General features: G+C 68.5%; 25 protein-coding genes. 9 read left to right on the plus strand and 16 right to left on the minus strand.

Annotated elements, in window-relative coordinates:
* Positions 1-157 precede the first annotated feature (157 nt).
* From BM362_RS07250 to nhaA, 3 genes are read right to left on the minus strand one after another with little or no spacing between them, the layout of a single operon-like run.
* Positions 158-1,075, minus strand: coding sequence for an alpha/beta fold hydrolase (locus BM362_RS07250; RefSeq protein ID WP_093572772.1), 918 nt, complete (start codon positions 1,073-1,075; stop codon positions 158-160).
* A 19-nt stretch (positions 1,076-1,094) separates the two neighbouring features.
* Positions 1,095-1,592 carry a phage holin family protein gene (locus BM362_RS07255; protein ID WP_067577029.1) on the minus strand — a complete coding sequence of 166 codons (498 nt, stop codon included), beginning with the start codon at positions 1,590-1,592 and terminating at the stop codon, positions 1,095-1,097.
* A 59-nt stretch (positions 1,593-1,651) separates the two neighbouring features.
* Positions 1,652-2,836, minus strand: a complete 1,185-nt coding sequence (gene nhaA / locus BM362_RS07260) for a Na+/H+ antiporter NhaA (RefSeq protein WP_093572525.1) — start codon at positions 2,834-2,836, stop codon at positions 1,652-1,654.
* Between the two features lie 287 nt (positions 2,837-3,123).
* Between nhaA and BM362_RS07265 the strand changes: the two genes are divergently transcribed.
* The gene (locus BM362_RS07265) at positions 3,124-4,581 is read left to right on the plus strand and encodes a peptide MFS transporter (protein ID WP_093572526.1); all 1,458 of its coding nucleotides are present in this window, start codon (positions 3,124-3,126) and stop codon (positions 4,579-4,581) included.
* Here the strand turns inward: BM362_RS07265 and BM362_RS07270 are convergent.
* Positions 4,578-5,300, minus strand: coding sequence for a VIT1/CCC1 transporter family protein (locus tag BM362_RS07270; RefSeq protein WP_093572527.1), 723 nt, complete (start codon positions 5,298-5,300; stop codon positions 4,578-4,580). The two genes, BM362_RS07265 and BM362_RS07270, sit on opposite strands and share 4 nt — an antisense overlap.
* Before the next feature lie 121 nt (positions 5,301-5,421).
* Here BM362_RS07270 and BM362_RS07275 point away from each other — a divergent pair, with 121 nt between their 5' ends.
* Positions 5,422-5,760: a cupin domain-containing protein gene (locus BM362_RS07275; RefSeq protein WP_067577021.1), complete on the plus strand. Its 339-nt coding sequence runs from the start codon at positions 5,422-5,424 to the stop codon at positions 5,758-5,760.
* Positions 5,761-5,823: 63 nt separating this feature from the next.
* On the opposite strand, the gene BM362_RS07280 is transcribed toward BM362_RS07275, so the two are convergent.
* The 3 genes from BM362_RS07280 to BM362_RS07290 form a co-directional block, all read right to left on the minus strand.
* The gene (locus tag BM362_RS07280; RefSeq protein WP_067577019.1) at positions 5,824-6,339 is read right to left on the minus strand and encodes a DUF6319 family protein; all 516 of its coding nucleotides are present in this window, start codon (positions 6,337-6,339) and stop codon (positions 5,824-5,826) included.
* Between the two features lie 137 nt (positions 6,340-6,476).
* A complete protein-coding gene (gene acs / locus BM362_RS07285; RefSeq protein ID WP_067577017.1) occupies positions 6,477-8,456 on the minus strand; it encodes an acetate--CoA ligase in 1,980 nt (659 codons plus the stop codon).
* Positions 8,457-8,574: 118 nt separating this feature from the next.
* Positions 8,575-9,153: a GNAT family N-acetyltransferase gene (locus BM362_RS07290; RefSeq protein WP_093572528.1), complete on the minus strand. Its 579-nt coding sequence runs from the start codon at positions 9,151-9,153 to the stop codon at positions 8,575-8,577.
* 112 nt (positions 9,154-9,265) lie between these two features.
* On the opposite strand from BM362_RS07290, the gene BM362_RS07295 reads away from it, so the two are divergent.
* The 5 genes from BM362_RS07295 (at position 9,266) to BM362_RS07315 (ending at position 14,659) form a co-directional block, all read left to right on the plus strand.
* The gene (locus BM362_RS07295; RefSeq protein ID WP_067577015.1) at positions 9,266-9,763 is read left to right on the plus strand and encodes a phosphoribosyltransferase; all 498 of its coding nucleotides are present in this window, start codon (positions 9,266-9,268) and stop codon (positions 9,761-9,763) included.
* Between the two features lie 82 nt (positions 9,764-9,845).
* Positions 9,846-10,568: a Fic family protein gene (locus tag BM362_RS07300; RefSeq protein WP_093572529.1), complete on the plus strand. Its 723-nt coding sequence runs from the start codon at positions 9,846-9,848 to the stop codon at positions 10,566-10,568.
* Between the two features lie 182 nt (positions 10,569-10,750).
* On the plus strand, positions 10,751-11,500 hold the full coding sequence (locus BM362_RS07305; protein ID WP_093572530.1) for a 3-hydroxybutyrate dehydrogenase: 750 nt from the start codon (positions 10,751-10,753) through the stop codon (positions 11,498-11,500).
* A 34-nt stretch (positions 11,501-11,534) separates the two neighbouring features.
* On the plus strand, positions 11,535-12,842 hold the full coding sequence (locus tag BM362_RS07310; RefSeq protein WP_093572531.1) for an MFS transporter: 1,308 nt from the start codon (positions 11,535-11,537) through the stop codon (positions 12,840-12,842).
* Positions 12,839-14,659, plus strand: coding sequence for a helix-turn-helix domain-containing protein (locus tag BM362_RS07315; protein WP_093572532.1), 1,821 nt, complete (start codon positions 12,839-12,841; stop codon positions 14,657-14,659). The genes BM362_RS07310 and BM362_RS07315 overlap by 4 nt, the downstream gene beginning before the upstream one ends.
* On the opposite strand, the gene BM362_RS07320 is transcribed toward BM362_RS07315, so the two are convergent.
* Complete coding sequence (locus BM362_RS07320) at positions 14,644-15,213, minus strand: TetR/AcrR family transcriptional regulator (protein ID WP_093572533.1); 570 nt, start codon at positions 15,211-15,213, stop codon at positions 14,644-14,646. The two genes, BM362_RS07315 and BM362_RS07320, sit on opposite strands and share 16 nt — an antisense overlap.
* Positions 15,214-15,301: 88 nt before the next feature.
* Here BM362_RS07320 and BM362_RS07325 point away from each other — a divergent pair, with 88 nt between their 5' ends.
* A complete protein-coding gene (locus BM362_RS07325; protein WP_067577003.1) occupies positions 15,302-16,177 on the plus strand; it encodes an aldo/keto reductase in 876 nt (291 codons plus the stop codon).
* Positions 16,178-16,179: 2 nt separating this feature from the next.
* Here the strand turns inward: BM362_RS07325 and BM362_RS07330 are convergent, their stop codons facing one another.
* Positions 16,180-17,058, minus strand: a complete 879-nt coding sequence (locus tag BM362_RS07330) for a sigma-70 family RNA polymerase sigma factor (RefSeq protein WP_067577001.1) — start codon at positions 17,056-17,058, stop codon at positions 16,180-16,182.
* 71 nt (positions 17,059-17,129) lie between these two features.
* On the opposite strand from BM362_RS07330, the gene BM362_RS07335 reads away from it, so the two are divergent.
* Positions 17,130-17,582 carry a carboxymuconolactone decarboxylase family protein gene (locus tag BM362_RS07335; RefSeq protein WP_067576999.1) on the plus strand — a complete coding sequence of 151 codons (453 nt, stop codon included), beginning with the start codon at positions 17,130-17,132 and terminating at the stop codon, positions 17,580-17,582.
* A gap of 61 nt (positions 17,583-17,643) precedes the next feature.
* Here the strand turns inward: BM362_RS07335 and BM362_RS07340 are convergent, their stop codons facing one another.
* The 7 genes from BM362_RS07340 to BM362_RS07370 all read right to left on the minus strand — a co-directional run bounded on the left by BM362_RS07340 (position 17,644) and on the right by BM362_RS07370 (position 26,397).
* A complete protein-coding gene (locus tag BM362_RS07340; protein ID WP_143132391.1) occupies positions 17,644-18,222 on the minus strand; it encodes a hypothetical protein in 579 nt (192 codons plus the stop codon).
* Between the two features lie 16 nt (positions 18,223-18,238).
* Positions 18,239-19,315 (minus strand): Nickel transporter NicT, encoded by a 1,077-nt coding sequence (gene nicT / locus BM362_RS07345; protein ID WP_067576995.1) that lies wholly within the window; start codon positions 19,313-19,315, stop codon positions 18,239-18,241.
* 89 nt (positions 19,316-19,404) lie between these two features.
* A complete protein-coding gene (locus tag BM362_RS07350; protein ID WP_093572536.1) occupies positions 19,405-20,334 on the minus strand; it encodes an N-acetylmuramic acid 6-phosphate etherase in 930 nt (309 codons plus the stop codon).
* 16 nt (positions 20,335-20,350) lie between these two features.
* Complete coding sequence (locus BM362_RS07355; RefSeq protein WP_167545218.1) at positions 20,351-21,352, minus strand: MurR/RpiR family transcriptional regulator; 1,002 nt, start codon at positions 21,350-21,352, stop codon at positions 20,351-20,353.
* 211 nt (positions 21,353-21,563) lie between these two features.
* Complete coding sequence (locus BM362_RS07360) at positions 21,564-23,315, minus strand: serine hydrolase domain-containing protein (protein WP_067576989.1); 1,752 nt, start codon at positions 23,313-23,315, stop codon at positions 21,564-21,566.
* A gap of 11 nt (positions 23,316-23,326) precedes the next feature.
* A complete protein-coding gene (locus BM362_RS07365) occupies positions 23,327-24,598 on the minus strand; it encodes an exo-beta-N-acetylmuramidase NamZ family protein (protein ID WP_093572537.1) in 1,272 nt (423 codons plus the stop codon).
* A complete protein-coding gene (locus BM362_RS07370) occupies positions 24,595-26,397 on the minus strand; it encodes a glycoside hydrolase family 3 protein (RefSeq protein WP_167545250.1) in 1,803 nt (600 codons plus the stop codon). The genes BM362_RS07365 and BM362_RS07370 overlap by 4 nt, the downstream gene beginning before the upstream one ends.
* Positions 26,398-26,698: the final 301 nt, after the last annotated feature.

Consider the following 26,698-nt stretch of genomic DNA (forward strand, 5'->3'; position numbering starts at 1 on the left):
GTATCGGCTGCGGTTCTCGGGTGGGCTTGCGCGCCAATTGGGGTTTCTTGGTAGTTGTGGTGTGCGGCCTCGTTGTGGCGGTGCGCGGCATCTGGTCGGGTCGCGTGGTCTCGCTGGCGTCTGTGGGGGTGGCCCTCACGTACCCCTTGCCCGAGCGTCAGCGGACGAAGTCCACAACGGATTTGGTGACTCGGTCCGGGTCTTCCAGGTGTGGGAAGTGGCCGATGCCTGGCCAGATTTTCGGTTCGCTGTGCGGGCCTGCCCAGTGGACTGAGGCCAGTGCGGTTTCCGGGAGGATGCAGGTGTCGTCCGCGCCGTGTAGTTGCAGTACCGGAGCAGTGATGCGGCCGTCGACGGCGTCGGTGAAGCGTCTGCCTTCGCCGCGGAACTGGGCGCGGAAGGCCCAGCGGTAGTACTCCAGTGCGGAGTGTGCGACGCCGGGGACCAGCATGGCTTGGCGGAACGGCGGCATGGTCTCGGTGAAGTCCGAAGAGGATCGCCAGGACTCGCCGGACCAATTGGCGAACAGTTCTTCCACTGCTGCCGCGTTGTCGCGGACCAGCCACTTTTCCGGGGCCATCGGTACCTGGAAGCGGAAAAGATGGCCGGCTGCGCGGATCTGGCCGCGCGTGCGTTTCACCGCCGACTTGAACGCTAGCGGGTGCGCGGCGCCGATGGCGGTCACCGAGGACACGAGGCGCGGGTGCAGTGCCGCGACGGTCCAGGCGAGCATGCCGCCCCAGGCGTGGCCTACTAGATGTGCCCGGCGGGCGCCCAATGTCTTGATCAGGCCGCCTACGTCGCCTGCCAGTGTCCACGCGTCGTAGCCGCGCGGGGGTTTGTCTGAGTCGCCGTAGCCGCGCAGGTCTACCGCTACCGCGCGGAAACCCGCGTCGGCCAGTGCGGGCAGTTGGTGGCGCCAGGTCCACCAAAAACCCGCGAACCCGTGCAGGAGCAGCACTAACGGGCCCTCGCCGCATTCGGCGACGTGCAGGCGGATGCCGTTGGCCGAGACGTCGCGATGCGTCCACGGGCCGTCGACCCGCACGCTTGACGGGTCCGGCGTCAGCTCCACCACCGCGCGCGGGCTGGCGTCAGCCCTGCGTCGAGGGCAGGTCGTCGTCTTCGGCCGGCTTGCGCTTGAACGCCTCGGCCGTCTCCTTGACGCTGCTGATCGTGCGTTCCGGCGCGCGCAGCTTCTTCACCTTGCGCCAGCCGATGAACGCGGTCACGCCCACGGTGACCAGCATCAGGCCGAACACCGTCGCGAACGCGGGCCAGCGGATGCCCCACCAGTCCGACAGGCCCTCGGCGATCAGCAGGAACAGGAAGAAGGTGCTGTACAGAAAGACGGTGAGGGCGATCAGGAAGAAGACCGTCCCCTTGAGCGCCTTCTTCGCTTCCTGCGCCAGCTCGGCTTTCGCCAGCTCGATTTCGGCGCGGACCAGCGTCGACAGGTGCTGGGTGGCGTCGCCGACGAGCTTGCCGATGGACTGCTCGCTCGCCGCGGCTTCCTCGTCGCTGGACAGGGGCAGGTACGGCACGGCCCCCACGCCGTCGGGGCTGGTGCGCTCGTGTTTGGGGCTGCTCACTGGGTCATCGTGCCACGTGGCCGCACGCGAGGCGCGACGGACCGGCGGGAGTGTCGGGATCAAGCCGCCTTCGCGTGTACCCGGCTGCGCCGCAAGAGCAGCACGGCCGCCGTCAGCGAGGCGATCGCCGAGGCGATCAAGACCGCCGCCTTGGCCACTTCAGCGGCTTCGGCGGGCAGCGCGAGTTCGGCGATCAGCAGGCTGACGGTGAACCCGACGCCGCCGAGCACGGACAGCGCCGCCACGTCTCGCCAGCTCATTCCGCTGGGCTTTTCCGCCACGCGCAGCTTCACCGCCAGCAGGCTCGCGCCGAAGATGCCGACGAACTTCCCGACGACCAGTCCGATGAGGACAGCCAGCGGCAACGCGGTGGTGAAAACCGTCGACAACGCGTCGCCGTTCACCGAGATCCCCGCGGCGAACAAGGCGAACACCGGCACCGCCACCGCCGCTGACCACGGCTGCAGCCGGTGTTCGAGCCGGACCGCGGGTGCTTCTTCCTCACCCTGGTCCTCGCGGACGCGAGTGAGCAGCCCGAGCGCGACGCCGGCGATCGTCGCGTGGATGCCCGCCGAATGCACCGCGACCCAGGTGATCAGCGCGAGCGGCACGTACAGCCACGGCGTGCGGACGCGCTTGTGCTGCAAGAAGGCGTAAAGCCCAAGCGCGATCACCGCGACCGCCGCCGCGATCAGGTTGAAACTGCTGGTGAAGAGGATCGCGATGACGAGAATCGCGCCAAGGTCGTCCACCACGGCGAGGGAAAGCAGGAACACCCGCGCGCTGCTGGGCAGGTTCGAGGCGGTCAGCGCGAGCACGCCGAGCGCGAACGCGATGTCCGTGGCGACCGGGATCGCCCACGCCCGGTCGATGCCCGGCGTGCCCCAGGCGACCGAGAGCGCGAGCACCGCGGGCACGACCATCCCGCCGACCGCGGCGATCACCGGCAGCACCGCCTGCCGCCACCGGGACAGCTCGCCGACCACCAGTTCTCGTTTGAGCTCAAGCCCGGCGACGAAGAAGAACAGCGCGAGCAGGCCGTCTTTCGCCCAGTCGCCGAGGGTGAGGTTGAGGTGCAGGAACTCCGGGCCGAGCCGGAAGTCGCGCAGTGCCTCGTAAGCCGGCGCGAGCGGCGAGTTGGCCCAGACCAGCGCGACCGCGGTGGCGGCGAGCAGGATCAGCCCACCGGTGGTTTCAGTGCGGAGGAAACGGGCGAATTCGGCGACGGCGCGGGCTGGGGTCACGAAAAACTCCTTGTGGGGTCGACGGCTCTTCCGCCGACCAGACTTCCCGGCACACCGACCGCCAGTTTACCGTCCGCAGTCGCCGATTACCGCCCGTTGTGACGAACGGCAACCCAGGACTGCCCGATGACGCTCGCATCGCGCAGGGCCGTGCGCAAACGGAGATCAGCCCGTCGCGGCGGTCAAGTTGTCTAGTCCATACTGACGCCGGTTTTTCGTTCACCTGTTCGCCTTCTAGCATGCGAGGAGAGAACGACAATGATGTTGAATACAGGGACGAGGCAGTAGTGAGCACCCCTATCGACGCCCAGGCCGACACGAGATTTTTCGGGCACCCGAGGGGGTTGGCGAACCTCTTCGGCGTGGAGATGTGGGAGCGCTTCTCCTTCTACGGGATGCAGGGCATCCTCGCCATCTACCTCTACTACCAGGCCGACAAGGGCGGCCTCGGGATCGACCAGAGCGCCGCGCTCGGCATCGTCGGCGCGTACGGCGGCACGGTCTACCTCGCCACGGTCGTCGGCGCGTGGATCGCCGACCGGCTGCTCGGCTCTGAACGCACGCTGTTCTACAGCGCCATCGTGGTGATGATCGGGCACATCGCACTGGCGGTGCTGCCCGGCCTGACCGGCGTCGGCGTCGGTCTCGCGTGCGTCGCGCTCGGGTCCGGCGGGCTCAAGGGCAACGCGACCTCGGTGGTCGGCACGCTGTACGCCGAGGGCGACGAGCGGCGCGACGCCGGATTCACGATCTTCTACATGGGCGTCAACATCGGCGGGTTCATCGGCCCGCTGCTGACCGGGCTCGCCCAGCAGAACGGCGGCTTCCACCTCGGCTTCGGCCTCGCCGCGATCGGCATGGCGCTCGGGCTGATCCAGTACACGATCGGGCGGAAGAATCTCGGCGCGAAGGCGTCCGAGGTGCCGAACCCGCTGCCGTCCTCGCAGCGCGTGCTCGTGATCGGCGTGGCCGTGGTGATCATCGCCGCGGTCGTCGCGCTGATCATGTCCGGCGTGGTCACCCCGGACAATCTCGCCGACGTCGTGGTCTACGTGGTCGTCGCGATCTCGGTGGTGTACTTCGTCGCGATCCTGACCAGCAAGAAGATCACCTCGGACGAGCGCAGCCGGGTGCTGTCGTTCATCCCGATGTACATCGCGAGCGCCGCGTTCTTCTCGCTGTACCAGCAGCAGGCGACGGTCGTGTCGGTCTACAGCGACCAGCGGCTCGACCGCGACCTGTTCGGCTGGACGATGCCGGTGTCCTGGGTCAATTCGATCAACCCGGTGTTCATCATCGTGTTCGCGCCGATCGTCGCGGCGATCTGGACGAAGCTCGGCCCGAAGCAGCCGTCGACGCCGATGAAGTTCGTGCTCGGCACGGTGCTCATGGGCGTGGCGTTCCTGCTGTTCCTGCCGATGGCGCACACCGGGGAGAACGGCAGCCCGCTGATCGCGCTGGCCGGCATCCTGCTGGTGTTCACCATCGCCGAGCTGATGCTGTCGCCGGTCGGGCTTTCGCTGTCGACGAAGCTCGCGCCGGAGGCGTTCCGGACGCAGATGGTGGCGCTGAACTTCCTGTCGGTGTCGCTGGGCACGGCGATGTCGGGCAAGCTCGCGCAGTCCTACGACCCGCACGACGAGGTGCCGTACTTCAGCATCATCGGCGGCGTCGCGGTCGCGGTCGGCTTGCTGCTGTTCGCGCTGATCCCGATGATCCGCCGACTGATGCGCGGAGTGCACTAACCCACGGTGGTGCCGAAAAGCACTCCGACGAAGTAAGTGACGAGCATGGTGAGGGCGCCGACGCCGACGTTTCGGACGATCGCGCGCCCCACCTGCGCGTCGCCGAGCCTCGCGCTCACGAAACCGGTGAGCGTGAGGCCGACGACCACCGCCAGCGCGCACGCCCAGACGCGGACGCTGACCGATGTCCAGGCGATCGCCAGCAACGGCAGCAGCGCGCCGACGGAGAACGCCAGCAGCGACGCCCACGCCGCCTGCCACGGGCTGGTCAGGTTGTCCGGGTCGATGCCGAGTTCGGCTTCCGCGTGCGCCTGCAGCGGATCGTTTTCGGTCAGCTCGCGCGCGACCTGCTTCGCCAGCTCCGGCGAGAGGCCCTTGTCCTGGTAGATCTGCGCGAGTTCGCGTTCCTCGGCTTCAGGCATTGTTTTCAGTTCTTGCTTCTCGAGCCGCAGCAGCGCGCGTTCGGTGTCGCGCTGGGTGCTCACGCTCACGTATTCCCCGCCCGCCATGGAAAACGCGCCCGCGACGAGTCCGGCAATTCCGGCGGTGAGGATCGTGGTGCTGTCCGTGGTGGCTCCCGCGACGCCCACGACGATGCCCGCGACGGACACGATCCCGTCGTTCGCGCCGAGAACCCCGGCGCGCAGCCAGTTCAGCTTCCCGCCGAGGTCCTCGTGCGGTTCGTGCGCGTGCACCGCGTCGCCCATCGTTTCGGTCACGACTTCAGTGAATCACGGAAATTGTTTCTGCGCGACATTTTCCTGGTGCGCGGGAATTCGGTTAAGAAAGGCAATCCTCAATGAATTGTGCCTTGCCTGACCAGCCGAATAGGCTGCCGGGATGGAGCAGGAGTGGCGGACGTTGTCGGTGGTGGAGGGGCGGCCGTTGCGCGGCGGTACCGGGCTGATCCGGGAACGGGCGCGCGCGGAGCACGGTCTGGCGTACGAAATCCGTTATCCGGCTGGCGTCGCGTCGGCCGAGCACTGCCACGACCACGACAGCATCGTGCACGTGCTGGAAGGGCGGCTGCGCGGCACGGTCGACGGGGTGTGGGCCGAACTCGGACCGGGCGACGTCGTGGTGCATCCGCGCGGGGTGCGCCACCACGTCGAAGCGCTGACCGACAGCCGGTGGATCGAGTTCAAAGCCCCGCTGCCCGGACGACCGCCGGTGGGCTGAAACGACGAACGCCCGGGTCCGGAGCCACCGTGGACACCGGACCCGGGCGAACCGGGGTCTTGCTCAGTTGTCGAGTTCGGCCAGCGCCGCCTTCGCGGCCTCCAGCTCGGCCTCCAGCTGCGCGACCTTCGCGGCCTGCGCTTCGCGCGCTGCGTTGATGACCTCGTCGATCGGGCCGGACAGCTCTTCGTGCAGTTCCTTCGCCGCCCGCGACACCGCCGCGGCCGGGACGGCCAGGCCCTTCGCGACCCACTTGGCACCGTTCTTCAGCTCGGCCTGCCACTCGCCGTCCGCCGTGCCGGTGACGGTCAGCGTCAGCTCCACAGTGCGGGTCTTCTTCGCCGTCGACGCCGCGGCCTTCGGGCGGCCGCGCTTCGGCTTCGGCGATTCGACGGCTGGGGTTTCCTCAGCCGCCGGCTTCGAAGCGTCCGCCGGGGCGGATTCCGAAGCGGACTCCGCGGGAGCGGCAGTGGACTCGGCGACTTCCGGGGTCTCCGGGGTGCCAGCGGCCTGCGGCGATGACGACGCCGCCGTCTCGGCCGCAGTGTCCTCGTCGTGCGTCAAGGCTTCCACGGACATTCGTGTCGTCTCCTTGCCCGGATCTGGGTTGGGTACGCGGGCATCTTAGAACATGCGTTCGATGTCCGCACTTTCAGGGGATCAATGCAGGAAGGGACCCTCCCAGCCGGGAGGGTCCCTTCCTGACGGTGAAGAACTTACTCCTCCTTGCCGGAGTTCAGTCCGGAGGAGATGAGGTCCATGACCGACGAGTCGGCGAGCGTGGTGACGTCGCCGATCTGCCGGTTCTCCGCGACGTCGCGCAGCAGCCGGCGCATGATCTTGCCGGAGCGGGTCTTCGGCAGCTCGGCCACGACCATGATCTGCCGTGGCTTCGCGATCGGCCCGATTTCCTTCGCGACGTGGTTGCGCAGCTCCTGCACCGCGTCATCGCCACCGTCGACGGCGTTGCCGCGCAGGATCACGAACGCGACGATGCCCTGTCCGGTGGTCGGGTCGGTCGCGCCGACGACGGCGGCCTCGGCGACTGTCGGGTGCGACACGAGCGCGGATTCGACTTCGGTGGTGGAGATCCGGTGTCCGGACACGTTCATCACGTCGTCCACGCGGCCGAGCAGCCAGATGTCGCCGTCCTCGTCGTACTTCGCGCCGTCGCCCGCGAAGTAGTAGCCCTGCTCGGAGAAACGGGACCAGTAGGTGTCGCGGAAGCGCTCTTCGTCGCCCCACACGCCGCGGAGCATCGACGGCCACGGCTTGTCCAGCACGAGGTATCCGCCGCCGCCGTGCGGGACCTCGGCACCGGTGTCGTCCACGACCTTCGCCGAGATGCCCGGCAGCGCGCGCTGCGCGGAACCCGGCTTGGCGGCGGTGACGCCGGGCAGCGGAGAGATCATGATCGCGCCGGTTTCGGTCTGCCACCAGGTGTCCACGATCGGCGTCTGGTTCGCGCCGATCTTCTCGCGGTACCAGATCCAGGCCTCGGGGTTGATCGGCTCGCCCACGCTGCCGAGAACCCGCAACGAGGACAAGTCGTACTTCGCCGGGATGTCCTCGCCCCACTTCATGAAGGTGCGGATCAGGGTCGGCGCGGTGTAGTAGATCGAGACCTTGTACTTCTGGACGATTTCCCAGTGCCGGCCCTCGTGCGGCGTGTTCGGCGTGCCTTCGTACACGACCTGGGTCACGCGGTTCGCCAGCGGCCCGTACACGATGTAGGAGTGCCCGGTGATCCAGCCGATGTCGGCGGTGCACCAATAGACGTCTTCGCCCGGCTTGTGGTCGAACACGACGTTGTGGGTGTACGCGGTCTGGGTCAGGTAGCCGCCCGAAGTGTGCAGAATGCCCTTCGGCTTACCCGTGGTGCCCGAGGTGTAGAGGATGAACAGCGGGTGCTCGGAATCGAATGCCTCCGGCTTGTGTTCAGCGGACTGTCCGTCGACCAGTTCGTGCCACCACAGGTCGCGGCCCTCGGTCCACGGCGTCTCGCCCTCAAGGTCGCTGCCGGTGCGCCGGACGACGATGACCTTCTGCACGGTTTCCGCGCCCTGCAAGGCTTCGTCGACGTTCGCCTTCATCGGCGCGGCCTTGCCGCGGCGGTACTGGCCGTCCGAGGTGATCACGATCTTCGCCGCCGCGTCGTCCACCCGCGCGCGCAGCGCAGTCGGCGAGAAACCGCCGAACACCACACTGTGCAAAGCGCCGATCCGCGCGCACGCCAGCATCGCGAAAATCGCCTCGGGCACCATCTGCAGCTGGATCGCCACGACGTCCCCGGCCACGACGCCCAGCGACGACAGCGCGTTCGCGGCCCTCGAGACCTCGTCCTTCAGCTGCGAGTAGGTGATGTCGCGCGTGTCGCCCGGTTCGCCGACCCAGTGGATCGCGACCTGGTCCCCGTGGCCGGACTCGACGTGCCGGTCCACGCAGTTGTACGCGACGTTCAGTTTCCCGCCCACGAACCACTTCGCGAACGGCGCATTGGTCCAGTCCAATACCTGGGACCACTTCGTGTCCCACGACAGCCGCTCCGCCTGCCCGGCCCAGAACTGCTCCCGGTCAGCGTCCGCCGTCGCATACAAATCGGCCTTCGCGTTCGCCTGACCAGCGAACTCGTCGCTGGGAGGAAACGTGCGGCTCTCGGTGAGCAGGTTGTCCAACGCTGGGGACTGCTCGGTCATGGTGCAAAGCCTCCTGTAGTGCGAACCCGCGGCTCAGGGAACGCTAGCGACGTTAGCCCGCCTACGACAAGGTTGCAGCCACGTTGCGCGCACAGCTCCAAGCGACCTGCGGCGAGGCTCAGCCGAGGCGGGCGAGCAGCCGGGCACGGGCGCCCGGCCACTCGGCGTCGGTCATCGAGTAGAGCACCGTGTCGCGGGTCGTGCCGTCCGGACGGATCCGGTGCGCCCGCAGCACCCCCTCGCGCAGCGCGCCGAGCCGTTCGATGGCGCGTTGCGAACGGAGGTTGCGGTTGTCGGTTTCCCACGCGACGCGCTGGGCTCCCCAGTCCTCGAAGGCGTTGCGCAGCAGGAGGAATTTGGACTCGGTGTTGAGCGCGGTGCGCTGGAATTCCGCGCCGATCCAGGTGTGCCCGATCGAGAGGATCCGGTGCCTCGCTACCACCTGGTAATAAGAAGTGGTCCCGGCGACGCGGCCGGACGCGACGTCGATCTGCGCCCACGGGCGGCGGTCCGGGTCGGCGAGCGCGTCCTTCACCATCGTCTCGGTTTCGCCGAGGCCGGCGGGCTGGCGGACGCTCAGCCAGGCCCAGATGGCCGGGTCGGCTCCGGCTTCGAGCAGGCCGGGGGCGTGCTCGGTGGTGAGGGGTTCGAGCCGTACGTGGCGGCCGGACAGAATCGGGTGCTCGCTCCAGGTCACGGGCTCACGCTACGACGACAAGTGGCAGTGCCTAAGTACCATTTCCCGGTCATTTCAGCAGTCCACTTTCCGGCCGCTTATGCTCGGCGGACCCCCGAGAAAGAGAGCGCGCATGGCCGAGGAGCGAGAAAACCTCACCTGGGAGTTGTTCGGTTCGGCGAGCCGGGAACTGGCGCGGGAGGTGGCCGCGGACGGGTTCGTCCCCGACCTCATCCTCTCCGTCGCGCGCGGCGGGCTGTTCGTCGCGGGCGCGCTCGGGTACGCGCTCGACGTGAAGAACCTCCACGTGATGAACGTCGAGTTCTACACCGGCGTCGACCAGCGGCTGGATCTTCCGGTCATGCTGCCGCCGGTGCCCAACGTGGTGGATCTCACACGCAAGAAGGTGCTGGTCGCCGACGACGTCGCGGACACCGGGGCGACGCTCAAGCTGGTCCGGGACTTCTGCGCCGACCACGTCGCGGACGTGCGGTGCGCGGTGGTTTACGAGAAGCCCGCTTCGACGGTGAAGTGCGAGTACGTGTGGAAGCGGACTGACCGGTGGATCAACTTCCCGTGGTCGGTGCTGCCTCCGGTCGTGGAGCGGGCTGGGCAGGTGCTCGACGCATGAGCGCTGCTTGCGAGCGAATCATCGATATTCATGCCGTCGCCTCCCCGTCGACCGGCGTGCCACTCCTGATGGAGGCGGCGACATGAGCGATCCGCTGAAGCCGCTGCTGGAGCTGGACGGCGTTGCCGCGGCGGCCAAAGCAGCGCAGGACGCCGTCTTCGCCGTGCACCGGTTGCCCGCGAACCTGCGCGGCGGGGCGGAGACCGCGGCCGAGGCGTCCGTCCGTGCGGCGAGGGCTTCGGCGGGGATCGACGGGGCCAATCCCGAGTTGCCGGAAGCCGGTTCGGTGACCGACCCGCTGCTCGCCGGATCGTTGCGGGTGGCGGAGAAACTGGAGTCGTTGCTGCCGACGTGGCGGCGGGCTCCGTTGCAGACGTTGGCCCGGCTGCATTTGCTGGCCGCGTCGGACGTGGTGTCCGATCCGGATCAGCTTGGCCGTCCGCAGCGCGGCGGCGAGCGGCTGGAGTTGCTGGCTCAGCTCGTCACCGGTGCGAGCTCGGTACCCGGGCCGGTGCTGACCGCGGTGGTGCACGGCGAGCTGCTGGCGTTGTCACCGTTCGGTTCGGCGGACGGGGTGGTCGCCCGGGCGGCGGCGCGGCTGTCGATGGTCGCCACTGGGCTTGACCCGAAGGCGTTGACGGTGCCGGAAGTCGCCTATTTCCGGCGGGTTCCGCGATATGTCGAGCTGGCGCAAGGCTTCGCCGGCGGGACGGCCGACGGCGTGCGCGAGTGGCTGCTCTTCTGCTGCGAGGCCTTCGAAACCGGGGCTAACGAGGCGCGGAGCATTTCCTCTGCTGCTGGCTGAGGGCCGTGCGGGGAAGGAAGGGCTAGCCCGCGTCGCGGCGGCACTTTCGAGCTGGACGGGTGCGTCCCAGCAGGGCCCTTTCCCGGACCAGTGCAGGTGGGGTCAGGCCACATAGATGGTCGTCATTCTGTGGGGGACTGAGCCATGGTCGCCCAGGTCGGAGCGACTTACTGTCTTCGGCCATGACCAGTGACAGTTCCCTCGCCGGACGCACCGCGCTGGTGACCGGCGGCGGCAGCGGCATCGGGCTGGCCTGCGTGCGGGCGTTCGGCGCGGCCGGGGCCAAGGTGCACGTCGTGGACGTGGCCGGGGCGGAGGCGGCGGCTGCTGAGGTCGGCGGGCAGGCGCACGCGGTGGACCTGACCGACCCGGCGGCGCTGGCGACCCTGCCCGCGGACGTCGATGTGCTCGTCAACAACGCGGGCGTGCAGCACGTCGCGCCGTTGCCGGAGTTCCCGCCGGAGCGGTTCACCTTCATTCAGTCGTTGATGGTGACTGCGCCGTATCTGTTGATCCGGCAGTGCCTGCCCGCGATGTACGCGCGCGGTTGGGGCCGGATCGTGAACATGTCCAGCGTGCACGGCGTGCGGGCGAGTCCGTACAAAGCTGCTTACGTCACGGCGAAACACGCGCTTGAGGGACTGTCCAAAGTGGCCGCTCTCGAAGCCGCCGAGCACGGCGTGACCAGCAATTGCGTGAACCCAGGTTATGTCCGTACGCCGCTCGTCACCGGTCAGCTCGAAGCGCAAGCGGCTGAACACGGGGTAGCGCCGGAAGAAGTGCTGGAACAGGTGTTGCTGCGCCGGGCCGCGATCAAGCGATTGATCGAACCCTCCGACGTCGCCGATCTCGTGGTGTGGCTGTGCGGCGAGTCCGCCGGGCACGTCACCGGTGCGTCGCTTCCCGTTGACGGCGGCTGGACCGCCGGCTGAAATCCCCTTTCCCCACAACGGAGTGGAGTCCATTATGGACAAAAAGCTGCTGCGCGTCGTCGGAGCCGGGCTGATCGGAACCACCATCGAGTGGTACGACTTCTTCCTCTACACCTCGGCCGCCGCGCTGGTCTTCAACAAGCTGTTCTTCCCGACCGCGGATCCGCTCACCGGCACTCTGCTGGCGTTGCTCACCTACGCGGTCGGCTTCCTCGCGCGGCCGATCGGCGGGTTCGTGTTCGGGCACTTCGGCGACCGGATCGGACGTAAGAAACTGCTGGTCGTGAGCCTGTTGATGATGGGCGGCTCGACGTTCGCGATGGGCCTGCTGCCCACGTACAGCGCGGTCGGCGTGCTCGCGCCGGTCCTGCTGACGCTGCTGCGGCTGATCCAGGGCTTCGCCCTCGGCGGCGAGTGGGGCGGCGCGGTGCTGCTGGTGTCCGAGCACGGCGACGACCGGCGGCGCGGGTTCTGGGCGTCGTGGCCGCAGACCGGCGTTCCGGCCGGGAACCTGCTGGCCACGGCGGTACTCGCGATCCTGGCGTCGGCGCAGTCGGACGCGACTTTCCAGGCTTGGGGCTGGCGGGTCCCGTTCCTGCTGTCGGGCGTGCTGGTGGTGCTCGGTCTGTGGATCCGGCTGGCGGTTTCGGAATCGCCGGTGTTCATCGCGGCGAAGGCCGCTGCGGACGAGCGTGAGCAGGCACCGATTGTCGACGTGTTCCGCGGGCACTTCCGCGCGCTCGCGGTGACGTTCGGCGCGCGCATCGCGGAAAACGTGTCCTACTACGTGATCACCGCGTTCATTCTCGTGTACGTCACGACCGGGCTCGGCCTGCCGAAGGCGACCGGCCTGACCGCGGTGCTCGTCGCGTCGGCGGTGCATTTCGTGACGATTCCCTTGTGGGGCTTGCTGTCTGACAAGATCGGCCGGAAGCCGGTGTACCTGTTCGGCGTCGTCGGGATGGCCGCGTGGTCGTTCGGCTTCTTCTGGCTGCTCGACCTGCGCACGACGGGTTCGGTGCTCGGCGCGGCGGTGATCGGGCTGGTCGTGCACGGTGCGATGTACGGGCCGCAGGCGGCGTTCTTCGCCGAGCAATTCCCGACGCGGGTGCGCTACACCGGGCTTTCGGTCGGCGGCCAGCTGTCGTCCATCGCGGCCGGTGCGGTCGCCCCGTTGATCGCGGTGGCGCTGTTCGAGGCGTACCACTCGACGGTGCCGGTTTCGGTCTACGTGGTCGCGATGTGCCTGTTGTCGCTGGTCGCGCTGCTCGCCGCCCGTGAGACGCGCGGCGCGTCGCTGCACGAGACGGCGGCCGAACGGCAGGCTTCAATGACAGCATGACGGGTGTGGACCCCACTGCCGAGGCGTATCGCCGGCTGCTCGAACTGCTCGCCGCCGGAGCGAGCAGCGAGCAGCTGGCGCACGTCGCTGCCCGGGGCTTGTCCGCGGAACAGTCCGCCGCGATCGGTTCGGCGACCGAACTGGCGTTGCGGATCCGCGAGACGCTCAGCGAGCACCGGCGGCGGGAAGCCGAGCTGACCGCGTTGTTCGACACCGCGAGCGACCTCGCCCGGCTGCGCGATCCGGACGCGGTGCTGCGGTCGATCGTCCGGCGCGCTCGGACACTGCTTGGCGTGGACGTTTCGTATCTCAGCCTCAACGACGAAGCGAACGGCGAGACCTACATCCGGGTCACCGATGGGTCGGTTTCCGCGCTGTTCCAGCAGATTGTGCTGGGGATGGGCGAAGGGCTCGGCGGGCTGGTAGCGCAGACCGCGCGTCCATACGCGACCGCGGATTACTTCGAGGACGAGCGGTTCCGGCACACGGAACCGATCGACGCGGGCGTCGGTGAGGAAGGGTTGAAGGCGATCCTCGGCGTGCCGCTGGCGATCGGCGGCAAGGTGCTGGGCGTGCTGTACGCGTCCGACCGTTCGTCGCGGGCGTTCTCGACGGCGGAGGTCGCGTTGCTGTCGTCGCTGGCCGCGCACGCCGCGATCGCCTTGGACACCGCGCATCTGCTGGAAGAAACCCGCTCGGCGGCCGCGGAACTGAACGCGGCCAACGCGACGATGCGCCGGGCCGACGACGCACACGACCGGCTGATGGACCTCGTGCTCGGCGGCGCGGATCTGCCCGCGGTGGCAGCGGAAGTGGCCGGAGTGTTGCGCGGCTCGATCGCCGTGTACGACGAGGAAGGCGGGCTGCTGGCCGGTACCTCGGTCGCTTTTGAGACTGCCGCGGTGGCTTCTTCCCACGCCACTGGCCGCGCGGTGTCTACAAAGGACGTCTGGGTCTGTGCGGTACGGGCAGGCCGCGAACTGCTCGGCAGCCTGACGCTCTCCGGACGGCCCGAGCTGGCCGGGGACGACCGTCGGCTCTTTGAACGGGCTGCGGTTGTCACGGCATTGCTGTTGCTGTTGCGCCGTTCCGTAGCACAAGCCGAGGATCAAGTGCGCGGCGAATTGCTGACCGACCTGCTCACCTCGCCGACCCGCAACCCGGGCTCGTTGGTGGCTCGCGCACGCCGGTTGGGCGTCGATTTAGCGGCACCGCACGCGGTTCTGGTCGCACACGCGTCCGGCATCTCTCGCCGCGGACTCGCCGCGGCCTGTGCCCGGTACGGCGATTTGGTCGGAGTACATGCTGAGCAAGTCGTCGCGCTCGCCCCGGACCAGCCTGCGGCGGCGAGGATCGCGGTCGAGCTGAAGTCCGTTGTGGACTGTCCGGTGACGGTCGGCGCGGCTGGCCCGGCGAGCGGTCCGGAAGCGTTGGCGCAGGCCTACACTGAAGCTGTTCGATGCGTTAATACTCTGCTGGCTCTGGGCCGCGAAGGCGACGGCGCGGCGATGGCCGATCTCGGGTTCCTCGGCGTTCTGCTCGGCCGCCATTCCGACCTGTCCGGTTACGTCCGCGCGACCCTCGGCCCGGTACTAGACTACGACGCTCGCCGCGGCACCGACCTCATCGGCACGCTGCGCGCATACTACGCGGCAGGCGGGAATTTGGCGCGGGCAAAGGAAACCCTGCACGTCCACGTCAACACGGTCGCGCAGCGGATGGAACGCCTCGCGGTACTGCTGGGCGAGGATTGGCGCGAACCGGAACGCTCGCTGGAGATCCAGCTCGCGCTGCGCGTGCATCAACTCGGCGGCTGACGGACTCCGGCGAGGATCAGGTCGAGCATCCGATCCAACTGCTCCGGCCCGTCCGGCAGCGTCCGCATGCTGCACGCGCCGACCACCGTCACCACAACGTCCTGCGCGCGAACGTCCGCCCGCAGTGTGCCGTCCGCCGCGCCCGCGTCCATGATCAGCTGGACGGCTTCAGTCAGCTCCGCGCGGACCTGCGTCATGTCGACCGTGCCCGCCTCGATGATTGCGCGCAGCGTGTCGGCCATGTCGTGCTTCGTGCTCGCGTACTCGGCGAAGCGGTCCATCCACCGGCGCAGTGCGCGAAGCGGCTTCTCGCTCTCAAGCAGCTTCGGCGCGCTCGCGACGACCTGCGCCAACTCGTCGCGGTACAGCGCCTCGACCAGCGCTTCGCGGGTAGGGAAGTGACGGTAGAGCGTGCCGATGCCGACACCCGCTTCGCGTGCGACGCGCTCCAGAGTCACGGGCTCGTCGTCCTGGCCGAACGCTTTACGGGCAGCAGCGAGCAGGCGGAGCCGGTTGCGTTCGGCGTCCGCGCGCGGTTTCTTGGCGCTCGACAAAGCGGAGGGTCCTCCGGTTCTGCTACGGTGGTGATACGGAGGCACCTCCGCATCAACTTCCACTATGCCACGGCAGGAGTCTTTCCTCATGACGGCAACCACTGCTCCAGGCGGCACCGCGAAGCTCGCCGGCCACGAGGTCGCGCGGATCGGCTACGGCGTAATGCAACTCGGTCGCCCCGGAACCGACCGCGCTGACCAGGTGAAACTGCTGCGCGAAGCGGCGAGCGCGGGCGTGAACCACCTGGACACCGCCCAGTTCTACAGCGACGGCCGCTGCAACGACCTGATCCGCGAAGCGTTCTCGCCCTATCCGGACGACCTGGTCGTGGTGACCAAGGTCGGTGCCGAGGAATCGCCGCGAGGGCTCCGGCTCGCGCAACAGCCGGAGCAGCTTCGAGCGCAGGTCGAGGCCAACCTCGCCGCGCTCGGCGTCGAACAGCTCGACGTGGTCAACCTGCGCCGCGCGGACGCCGGGCCTGGCCTGATCGCGGAAGGCGACCAGCTCGTCGACATCGACGATCAGCTCGCCGAGCTGATTTCCTTGCGGGACGCGGGAAAGATCGGCTCGCTGGGGCTCAGCAACGTGTCCGCCGGCCAGCTCCGGCACGCGCTCGAAGTCGGGATCGTCTGCGTGCAGAATTCGTACAACGTGCTCGCCCGAGCCACCGAACCGGTGCTGGAGCTGTGCCGGGAACACGAAATCGCGTGGGTGCCGTACTTCCCGCTCGGCTCCGCGTTCGAGCTGGGCCAGGACGTCCGCGATAATCCGGTCGTGACCGGCGTCGCGGCCGAACTCGGCGCAACTCCGGCGCAGGTCGCGCTCGCCTGGCTGTTGCAGCGCTACGCGGGCACGCTCCTGATCGCGGGCACGGCGACTCCCGCGCATCTCGCCGAAAACCTCGCGGCCGGCCAGGTGCAGCTGCCCGCCGAAGCGGTAGCTGCCCTGGACCGGCTCGGCTGATCTCAGAAGTTCAGCGCCGCGATCCGCTCGGCGTCGGCGAGGATGTTGATCTCCGTGATCAACCCGTCGGCCACGGTGAACGACAGCACCGAAACCGCCTTCCCGTCGCGCCGGGCGATGATGCCGGGGCCGCCGTTGACAGTCGCGTACTGCGACCTCAGGCCGGCTGGGCGGAACTGCGACGCGCTGCCCGCGACCTCGGCCGCGCCGCGCACGACCTTCGAGCCGAGCCCGCCGGTGTCGACGCGCAGCAGAGCGTCGGGGTGCAGAAGGGCGACGAGCCCCTCGAAGTTGCCGCCGCGTGCGGCGGTGAGCCAGGCGTCCGCGATCTTGCGCTGCTGGGCTCGATCCGCCGGACCGGCGGGCGTCACGCCCCGCACGCGGCGGCGCGCCCGGCTCGCCAGCTGCCGTACCGCGGCGGTGTTCTTGTCGAGCATCGTCGCGATCTCGTCGAACGGCACGGCGAACATGTCGTGCAGGACGAAGGCGAGCCGCTCAGCCGGGTCGAGCGCCTCCAGCACCACCAGCAGCGCGAGCCCCACCGAGTCCGCGAGGACCTCCTGCTCCGCCGGATCGACGCCGTCCCCGGTCTCCACGACCGGGTCCGGCACCCGGACGTCCAGCGGGTCCTCGCGGCGGGTCGCGCGCGAGCGCAGCATGTTGAGGCACTGCCGCGACACGATCGTCGTCAGCCAGCTGCCGGTGTTGCGGACGTCCTCGCCCGACGAACGCGTCACCCGCAGCCAGGTCTCCTGGATGGCGTCGTCGGCCTCGGCGAACGAACCGAGCATCCGGTACGCCACCGCCCGCAACCTGGGCCGATGCTCCTCGAACTGAGCCGCCCAAAAATTCTCGTCCTGTTTTTCGTCCCGCACTGTCACATCTTCTCCTCGGGCCGGGTCCTACCGGCAAGACCCGCCGAACGCGGCGGACGTGACAGGAGGAGATCACCATGCAGGCTCGGATGACCCACCCGATCCAGGTGCGGCCGGACGCGATGAAGGCGCTGCTGGCGCTGAGCAAGGCCACGAACGACAGCACCGTGCCCGCGACCACGCACCACCTCATCCACCTGCGCGTGAGCCAGATCAACGGCTGCAGCATGTGCGTCGACATGCACGCACGGGAGATGAAGGAAGCGGGCGAGAAGGACGAGCGGATCTGGGGCGTCGGCGCGTGGCGCGAATCGACGTACTTCACCGACGCCGAGCGCGCCGCGCTGGACCTGGCCGAACACGTGACCCGGCTGGCCGACCGGACCGACCCGGTCCCGGACGAGGTCTGGGACGCCGCCGCGGACATCTACGACGAGAAGGAGCTTTCGTCGCTGCTGCTGTCCATCGCCGGCATCAACGTGTGGAACCGGCTCAACGCCGCGATCCGCCAGCCGGTCGGCTCGTTCTGAGGTGCACTGGGGGTGTTGCCGGGGGCGGTGGCGAGGGGATCCACCGCCGCCTCCGGCAGCTTCACGCGCTCGCGGGCAGCTGGTCCCGGATCGCGGCGACGGCGGCCCGCGGATCGTCGGCCCAGAGGTCGAGCTGAGTGATTTCGACGCCTGCCTTGCGGCCGAGATCGACCCGCTGCGGTTCGCGCAGGGTGACCGAGAGGTTGGTCGCCTGGCTGATTCCCACGGCCAGCACCCCGTCTTCGGGCACGCTGACGCCGCCGCGTGTCTTCAACGACCGGCTCGCCTGCCGGACAGAATCGATGCTGGCCAACGGGATCCGATGGTCGAAGAAGGACAGATACCGCACCCGCAGCCCTTCCCGGCTGACTGAGTGCGGGTACTTGTAGAGCGTCGCGACGAGCGCCAGGAACGCGAGTGCGCCGATGACTTCCAGCACCAGCAACGCGATCCGCACCGGCACCGACTTCACCACGACCTCGACCAGCACGATGTCGACCGGGTTGACCGCCAGCATCACCCAGAACATCGGGCGGATGGTGCGGCTGTAGTGGATCGCGACGCCGTCTGGAGGCACGTCGGTCCGGCGGCGGAGCACGAGCGCCAGTGCCCTCGCCAGTATCAGCGGTTGTCCCTCCACGGTGCCCCCTGAGCGGTCAGTCGGCGGTTCCCAGCCGCGCGGCCCACTTCTCCTCTATTCTCCCGAATTTCCAGATCGCGAACGCGGCCAACCAGGTGACGACGAACAGCCCGACGATCGCGAAGCCCACGTAGTCGAGGTCCACCGAAGCGATCGCGGCGAGCGGTCCGGACGTGATGCCGAGCTTCTCGGCGAGCAGCGTCACCAGTTCGATGGTCCCAATGCCGAGCGCGACCGCCACGGAAAGCGCGGTGACCGTGAGGTTGTAATAAATCTTTCGGATCGGCCGGGCAAACGCCCAGCCGTATGCGTAGTTCATGAGCACGCCGTCGGCGGCGTCGAACAGGCTCATTCCGGCGGCGAAAAGGATCGGCAGCACGAGAATCGCGTACCAGGGCAAGGCAAACGCGGCGGCACCCGCGGCGAGTACGAGCAGTCCGATTTCCGTCGCGGTATCGAAACCGAGTCCGAAAAGGACTCCCACTGGATAGATGTGCCACGGCTTCCGCACCGCTTTGGTGGCCCCGCGCAACAGCCGGTTCATCAGGCCGCGGTTGTCGAGATGGCGTTCCAGTTCCGCCTCGTCCAGTTCGCCGCGGCGCATCCGGGCGAACACGCGCGCGATCCCGACGAGCACGACCAGGTTCATGATCGCGATCAGGTACAGGAAAATCCCGGACACCGAGGTGCCGATCAGGCCGGTCGTCTCGTGCAGCGCGGAACCGTCGTCCTCCAGCTGCCCGGCGATCGCGCGGACGCCCGTCGACAGCAGCAGGCACAGCGCGAAGACGATCGTCGAATGCCCGAGGGAGAACCAGAACCCGACCGAGAGCGGACGCTGCCCGTCGGCCATCAGCTTGCGCGTGGTGTTGTCGATGGCGGCGATGTGGTCGGCGTCGAAGGCGTGCCGCATGCCGAGTGTGAACGCGGTGACTCCGAGGCCGATGCCGAAGGTGCCGCCCGCGCCGAGCGCGTAATGCTCTGGCGCGACGACCAGCACGAGCAAACCCCAGCCGACGAGGTTGAGCAGCAGGACCACTGCCGCCATGCCGCCGATCGACCAACGGCCGCCGCGAGTGAACCGCTGCGTCATCGCCGTCCTCTCGCTCGCCGGAAAGCCGTGCGGCTTCTTGAGGGAATCAGATTCCCCCAAGAAGCCCTTCACGGACAATCGGGTAAAGCTCAGCCGGCGCGCAGATGCAGCGAGTCGAGCGCCTTGCGCACGTGCCCGCCTGCCGAGGACAGCGCCTCGGCGGAGCGGGTGACGTCGCTGCCGGACAGCAGGTGCACGAGCGCCACCTTGAGGTCGCCGCCCGCTTCGGTGAGCGCGTCCGAGCAGTCGGCCATCGTCATGCCGGTGGCTTCTTGCAGGATCCGGATGGTGCGGCCGCGCAGCTTCGCGTTCGTCGCGCGCATGCTCACCATCAGGTTCGAGTACGTCTTGCCGAGCTTGATCATCGTCGCGCTGGAGAACGCGGTGAGGATCAGCTTCTGCGCCGTGCCCGCCTTCATCCGGGTCGAGCCCGCGATGGCCTCGGGACCGGTGGCGACGGCGATCAGGACGTCCACGCCAGGCGGTTGCGCAGCGCGCGGGTTCGCCGAGACGAGCCCGGTGTGCGCGCCGATCCGGCTGGCCTCGGCGAGCGCGCCGAGCACGTACGGCGTGCGTCCGGAGGCCGCGAGACCGAGCACGAAGTCGCCCGGCCGCACCGACAGGGCGATTTCCGCCGCGCCGGCGTCCGCGTCGTCCTCGGCGTTCTCGACGGCCTGCCGCAGTGCCTTCTCGCCGCCCGCGTGATGGGCGATGAACCAGTCGCCGGGCACGTTGAACGTCGGCACCAGCTCAGCCGCGTCCAGCGTCGCGAGGCGGCCCGAGGTGCCCGCGCCGACGTAATGCACGCGCCCCCCGCCGCGCAGCGCCTCGACGGCGTAGTCGACCGCGCGGGCCAGCTGCGGCAGCACCGCGGCCACCGCGTCCGGCACCCGGCGGTCCTCGGCGTTGATCGCGCCGAGGATCCCCATGGTGGACATCAGGTCGATGTCCACCGTGCGCGGGTTTCGTTGTTCGGTGGGCGAATCGACGTGCACCGTCTGGCAGGGGACGGACATCAGATCCTCGCTTCTTGGTTCATTTGCCGGTTTCCCGCGGGCGACGACGACCGTCGGGTCTGACCCCGAGCCGGTGCGAGCCGACCGCGTCCCTCGTGGCGTCCAACGCGCTGACCGACGCCTCCATGTGCCGCTGCGCGACGCCGATGAAGAGGCAGTCGATCACGGTCAGCTGGGCGATCCGGCTCGCTGTCGCCCCGGACCGGAAGGTGGTTTCGCGGGCTGCCGTGGTGAGCACGTGGTCGGCGACCTCGGTGATCGGCGAGCGCGGGAAGTTGGTGACCGCGACGGTCGCCGCTCCGTGCTCGCGGGCGACCCGCAGCGCCTCGACGGTGTCCGTGGTCGCGCCGGTGTGCGAGACGCCGATCGCGACGTCGCCCGGCTTCAGGACCGCGGCCGAGGTCAGCATGATGTGCGTGTCCGACCAGGAGAAGCTGACGCGGCCGATCCGGTGCAGCTTCTGCTGCAGGTCAGCGGCCACGAAAGCGCTCGCGCCCACGCCGTACACGTCGACCCGGCCGGCTTCGGCGACGAGGTCGATGACGCTCTGCAGCTGGGCGACGTCGAGCTGGTCCGCGGTCTCTTCGACGGCGCGCGCGTCGGCGAAGCTGACCTTGCCGATGACGGACGCCAGGTCGTCGCCAGGGCCGATCTCGCCGCCGAGGTTGCGCGAGGTGCGCGCCTCGGTGCGAGCGGTGTCCGCGGCGAGTGCGATGCGCAGCTGCGGGTAGCCGCCGACGCCGACGGCCTTGCAGAAGCGCGTAACGGTGGTCTCGGAGGTGTTCGCGGCGAGCGCGACCTCGGTGATGCTGCGGCGCGCGACGGCGGCCGGGTCTTCCAGGACAACCTTCGCGACCCGCTGCTCGGCCCGGGCGAGTCCGGGCAGCAGCGAGCGAATGCGGACCAAGGGGCTCGCATCCGCGTCGCGCGCCGTCGCCTGACCTGCGAGGTGCTCGGAGGGTGCGCTGCTGATTACGGATCCCGCATCATCCGCCGTCGGAAAGTTACTAACCGTTGGCATTTGCGACAAGGCTACCCACATCCTTCGGCAGAACCACAACCCGTCCGTGTCTGCGGACTTCGGTTTGCGATTAATCGTTGTCAAGAAAGTCGCCAACCGAGTCCACGGTGTTAACGACCTCAAGCTAACGACTTGGCAACTAAGTGTGTCTAGCGAAGGAGTCTTGTTCCACTGAGTGGGGACACGAAGGTGGCAATGCGCGGCGGGGTGCCTACCGAGCGCTCAATTTCCATCCCGAAGAGGCCAGTTCCGAGGGGTTTCGCTCACCATCGAGAACGACCTGGCCGCGTTGGGTGACTTTCACACTGTCGAGGGAAACTCCCCGCCCCGTGTAATTCGGATCGGTGCTGTAACGCCACCGGAGCGAGGTAGCCGCGGACGCGGGCACCTCGGCGGACACCCGCCACCAGGAACGGTGCCCGTGTCCGCCGAGCGCGGCCGTCTCGGCTCCGGGCGCACCTGGGCCACGGGCCTGGAGCGGAACAGGTTGCCAATTAACCCCGTCGGTGCTCGATTCGAGCTGTAACGGGTCGCTCGGGCCCTCGGTATCGACGAAAGCGGCGAAGGACACGCGAAGTGGTGCACCTGCTGGAAGCGGTTGGGTACTGAGCGTAGCGGTGCCGTTGTTTCCCAGGCTCGCGTACCAGGCGTCGGGACCCTGAACCGGCCGCACGGCCATCGCCTTCGCGAGCGAGGTCGCCCAGACCTGGCGAGCGGTGTTGATGGAACCCCAGTCGCGCGTCGGGTGCACGCGGTTGGTGAGCAGCAACGCGAACGAGCGCGACTCAGGGTCGATGACCAGCGTGGTGCCGGTGAAGCCGGTGTGGCCCGCGCTGACCGGCGACGCCAGCGCGCCCATGTACCAGGGCTGGTCCAGTTCGAAACCGAGCCCGTGCTCGTCGCCGGGGAAGCGCTGGTTGTAGTTCGTCAGCATCTTCGTGACGGTGTCCGGCCGCAGGATCCGGTGCCCGCGGTAGCTGCCGCCGTTGAGGATGGTCTGGGAGAGCACGGCCATGTCGCTGGCCGTGGAGAAGACGCCCGCGTGCCCGGCGACGCCGCCGAGCGACCAGGCGTTCTCGTCGTGCACCTGTCCGCGCACGAGCCCGCGCGGCGGGTTCGTCTCGTACTCGGTCGCGGCGATGCGGGCGAGCTTCGACGCGGGCGGGCGGTACCCGGTGTCGACCATGCCGAGCGGAGCGGTGATGCGGTCGTGCACCACCTGGTCCAGCGGCTTGCCGGACAGCTTCTCGATCAGGAAGCCGAGGGTGAGCATGTTGAGGTCGGAGTACAGGTACGTGCTGCCCGGCGCGTTCTTGAGCGGGCTGTCGAGCACTGCCTTGCGCCGCGAGGGGATGTCCGGATAGCCCTGCCAGAGCGACGGTGACGGGTCGGCGTCGAAGCCGGAGGTATGCGTGAGCAGCTGCAGCACGGTGACGCCCTGCTTGCCGTTGACGCCGAACTCCGGCAAATAGCGCACGACCGGTGCGTTGACGTCCAGCTTGCCTTGTTCGGTCAGCTGCAGCGCGGCGATCGAGGTGAAGAGCTTCGAGATCGACGCCATGTCGAAAATGGTGTCGTTGCGCATCGGAACCTGCTGGTCCGGCGGCAGTTCGGTGCCTTTGGCGTCCGCGTACCGGAGCGCGCCGCCGACGGCGTACCGGTCCACGACTACGCCGTCGTGCGCGAGCAGGCCGACCGCGCCGGAGAAGTGCGGATGCCCGCTGTCGTCCGGCTGGGTCCAGCTCTTCAGGAACTGCTCGGCGTCGCGGATCGGCTGCGGATCGAGGTTGACCTCGCGCGGGCTGCCGTCGCGCAGCGTCGTGCTCGCCGGGGCGAACCCGTGCTGCGGACGGTCGAAGCGCCCGGCGAAGCCGTGTCGGTTGTCGATCGTGGCTGCTCCCGCGGTCGTCGTGGCCGCGACCAGGACGGCCAACGTCGCGACGAGCACTTTCCTAGCACGCATGACCGCTCTCCTCAGCGATAGATCAGGTGGGGGCGGCGTCTGCGGGCGAAGTCGGCGAGTTCGGCGCGCCACGCGCCGGTGATCTCGTCGACCCCGGCGCCGGCGTCGACCATGGTGCGCAGCCGCGCGGATCCGGACAGCTTGTCGATCATGCGGTCCGGCCGCCAGCCGAACTTGTCGGGCGCGACGCGTTTGGCCGTTACGAACATCGAGACGGTGGTGTTAATGGCGTCGAAGGCCTGCGGATCGGCGACGGTGACCTGTACGCCGCCGCAGGGCTCGTTCACGAACTTGCCGAAGGTGGGTACGAAGTAGATCTCGCGGAACGCCGCACCCGGCAGATGGAGCTTTTCGAGTTCTTCGCGCCAACGCCAGTCGAGGCCGGGCGCGCCGATGATCTCGAACGGCCGTGTCGTGCCGCGTCCTTCGGAGAACACTGTGCCTTCGAACATGCCTGTGCCCGGGTATACGAGCGCTGTGTCCGGCGTTGGCATGTTCGGGCTCGGAAGGACCCAACGCAGCCCGGTGTCGGCGAAGAAGCTGTCGCGGCGCCAGCCGCGTACCTGGACGACTTCGAGCTTCGCCAGCTTCACGCCTTCGCCGGGCAGGAACTCGGCGGCGAAGAACCGCGCCAGCTCGCCGACAGTCATGCCGTGCTGCTGTGCGATCGGCTTCAGCCCGACTCCGGACGAGAACTTCGGGTCGAGCACCGGGCCGGACAGTCGTCCGCCGATGGGGTTTGGCCGGTCTAGAACGACGAAGGCCGCGTTGACCTTCGCTGCGGCGACCATCGCCGTGTACAGCGACCAGATATAGGTGTAGAAGCGCGCGCCGACGTCAGCGATGTCGAAGACGACAGTGTCCAGTCCGGCCTTCTGGAACAGCGAAGCGAGCTTCGTCGCGTTAGCGCCGTACGCGTCGTACACGGGGATGCCGGTGCGCGGATCGGTGTAATCGCCTTCGGAGCCACCGGCTTGTGCGCTGCCGCGAAAGCCATGCTCGGGCCCGAAGGCCGCGACGGGGCGTACGCCCGCCGCGACCATCGAGTCGACAATGTGGTCGCCGTTGGCGAGCACGCCGGTCGGATTGGACAGCACGCCGAGCTTGCGTCCGGCGAGCGGACGCCAGCCCTGCGCGGCGAGCTGTTCGGCACCAGTGAGCACCCGGCGCTCCAGCTCGGGTTGCGCTGCTTCGGGTGCCGCCTGTGCCGCAGCCGAGCCGCTCGCCAGCACCGGGACGGCGAGCGCCGGAACGGCCAGGAAATTCCTGCGATTGAGAGTCACCAGGTCAGCCCGTGTCCGAAGGGGTATTTGACGGTGTGCACGTCCGCCCCGGCCGGGACGTCGACCGGCAGCTTCCCGCTGGGCTTCGTCTCGCCGAGCACGACCTTGGCGAGCGCTTCGAGCGACGGCGTGATGTAGCCGTAAGTGGCGAGCCAGGTCGGCACCGGGTTCGCGTACCCGGCGTCGTACGGAATCTGCGCGGCGACCGCGACCACCGGCTTGCCGGTGTCCATCAACGCCTGAAGAAGCTTGCCCTGCAAGGGGAAACCGCCGAGGTTGTTGGTCAGTACCACGACGACGTCGTTTTGCTTCGCGGCGGTTGCGGCTTCGGAGATCTGCGCGTCGGTCGGGGTTTGCCCGGTGGCCAGCGCGGTCGCCTTCGTGCCATGTGCGGTGAAGCGGTCGGCAAGCGTTTGCGTCGTGGTGTCTCCCCAGCCGGTGACCAGCACGTTCGACGGCTTCTGCTTGAGCGGCAGCACTCCGGCGTCGTTGGCGATCGCGGTGACCGACCGGTCGGCGATGCCCTGCGCGGTAGCCAGGTGGTCCGGCGTGCCGACCTTCTTCATGACCTGCGAAGGGTTGTTGAACGGCGAGTACAGGATTCCGCGCTTCAGCTTGAGCTTCAGCACCCGCAGCACGCTCTGGTCGATCCGCTGCATCGGCAGGTCGCCGGACTTCACCGCGGCGATCACGGCGTTGATCGCGACGTCCAGGTGCACCGGCATGAGCAGCTGGTCCACGCCCGCCTTCAAGGCGAGGACCGGGATTTCGGCGTCGCTGTGCAGCTCCCGCACGCCCTGCATCTCAAGCGAATCGGTGATCACGACGCCGCTGTAGCCGAGTTCGCCGCGCAGCTTGCCGGTGATGATCGGCTTAGACAGCGTCGCGGGCTCACCGGACGGGTCGAGGCTCGGGAACTGGATGTGCGCGCTCATGATCGAGTCGATGCCCGCGGCGATCGCGGCCTTGAACGGCGGCACGTCGATCTTGCGCCAGTCCGCCTCGGAGCGGTCGATCTTCGGCAGCCCGGTGTGACTGTCGGTGGCCGCGTCGCCATGGCCGGGGAAGTGCTTCGCGGTGGACGAGACGGTCTGGCTCGCCGGCCCGGAGTTCTGGTAGCCCTTGACCTCCGCGGTCACGAAACTGCTGGCCAGGTCGGGTCGTCCGGAGAACGACCGGACGCCGATGACGGGGTTGGCCGGGTTGGAGTTGACGTCCGCGTCCGGCGCGTAGTCCTGGTTGATGCCGACCGCGCGCAGCTCGTGGCCCAGGATCGTGGCGGCCTTGGTCGCACTGCCGGTGTCGCGTCCGGCGGCGATGGCCATCGAGTTGGGGAACTCGGTGGCGGGCGCGCCCATCCGCGTCACCGTGCCGCCCTCCTGGTCGGTGCCGATCTGCAGCGGAATGTGCGCGCCGCTGAAGATCGCCGCGCGCTGCAGGCCGTTGGACAGCTTCGCGACCTGCGTGGGGTCGTCGAAGTTGTCGCGGCTGGTGTTGTTGAAGTAGATGACGCCGCCGAGGTGGTACTTCTGCACGACTTGGGCGGCAGTGTCGACGCCGAAGTCGGTCTGGTTCTTCGGGTTGACCTCGTCCGCGGACTTGCCGTTCACCCACGTGACGAACAGCTGCCCCACTTTCTCTTCCATGCTCATGCCGCGCAGCGCCTGTGCGGCCGCCGCGTCGAGCCGCGCGGCCGTCTGCTGGGGTGTCTGCTGCGGCTGTTTCGGCGCCGCGAACGCCGAGGAACTCAGCCCCCCGACGGCGAGCACCCCCGCAAGGGGAACGGCGAACACCTGCATCCTCCGCGTGCGCGCGAGTCGGTTCGTCACGAATTGCCTCCCAGTGTCGCGTGCCGCCGCGGGTGCGGACGCGGGTCGTGAAGCGTCCACCGGGCAGCACCGGTATCGGGAAGCTACTCACCGCGATACAGGGTTGTCCATCGGCCGAGCGCAGGAACGAGAGGGTTCACCTGGGAGGACGGTCTGCGCGCGGATTTCATCGAGCCCGGCTCGGTCCGCTGCGCGAGGTGCCGACATAACACTGGCGGCGCCCGTCAGCCGAGGCCGGACGGGTGCCGCCAGTCAGCGCGAACATCTCGGG

It is taken from the genome of Amycolatopsis rubida (assembly GCF_900115345.1).
GTDB lineage: Bacteria > Actinomycetota > Actinomycetes > Mycobacteriales > Pseudonocardiaceae > Amycolatopsis > Amycolatopsis rubida.